The organism is Candidatus Frankia nodulisporulans (genome assembly GCF_902806475.1).
GTDB classification, from domain to species: domain Bacteria; phylum Actinomycetota; class Actinomycetes; order Frankiales; family Frankiaceae; genus Frankia; species Frankia umida.
Genome location: NZ_CADCWS010000510.1, coordinates 1 through 854 on the forward strand (window position 1 = coordinate 1; position 854 = coordinate 854).

Consider the following 854-nt stretch of genomic DNA (forward strand, 5'->3'; position numbering starts at 1 on the left):
ATGCAGGCCGAGCAAGCCGGCGGACAGCGACACCGGCCACACCGCCGTCCAGTCCTGCGACGACAGCCACGACGCAGCCGACACCCCGGACGTCGGCACCGCATGAGCCGCATGCGCCTGCAGAGCCCGCTGATAGAGCGCCGCCGGATAGGCCACCCTGGCGGCCCGCACTTCGGCCCTGGCGGCCCTCCCGCGGCCCTTGGCGGTCTTGCTGGCGAGGCGGGCGGCACGGCGGCGGGCGGCCAGCGGGTTGGCGGAGGCCTCCCGGGCCGTCTTGCACTGGCTGCGGGCCTGCGACACCGACACCGACGCCACCGCCCGGTGATGGCGGGCTACGATCCACGCCGCCCGATGCTCCGAGGTCCGCAACTCGCGGCGCCGGCCGGCCTCCGCATCCCACCAGCCGGCGAACGGGGCGCATGCCGGGGACAGGCCGTCGAGGACCGTCACCGCCGTTGCCGACGTCGCCCGCCACACCCGCACGGCGGCCGGGTTGGAGGGGGTCTGCGGGGTCTGTTCGGGGATGGTTGCAGCCGCCGGTTGCACTGGTTGCACCCGGACTAGCTGGTTGACCCCTGCAACCACCCCTGCAACCGCCTCCGACCTGCACGGTTGCAGGTTGCAGCCAGGGGGGCCGGAGGGGGCCCTACGCGTGCGCGCGCGAGGAACCCCAATTTTCGGCTGGTTGCAACCCGGCTCGGACGGCCCGGCGGCCGGGAGCTGATGGGCGGTCATGCCGCACCACCGAACAGACCATCCTGGCCGGTGCAGACCGGGCACAACGGCCCCGCCGGCGTCACGTCCAGCTGCCCGCGGCAGCGAGCGCACCGCCGCCGCGGCGCCAGCGGGATGAC

At 74.8% G+C, this 854-nt stretch carries 1 protein-coding gene; it reads right to left on the minus strand.

Going from position 1 to position 854, the window contains the following annotated elements; genetic code table 11:
• Window positions 1–546, minus strand: a 546-nt coding sequence (locus tag G6R24_RS21180; RefSeq protein ID WP_225438895.1) for a hypothetical protein, incomplete at its 3' end; no start/stop codon positions are given.
• Window positions 547–854 lie beyond the last annotated feature (308 nt).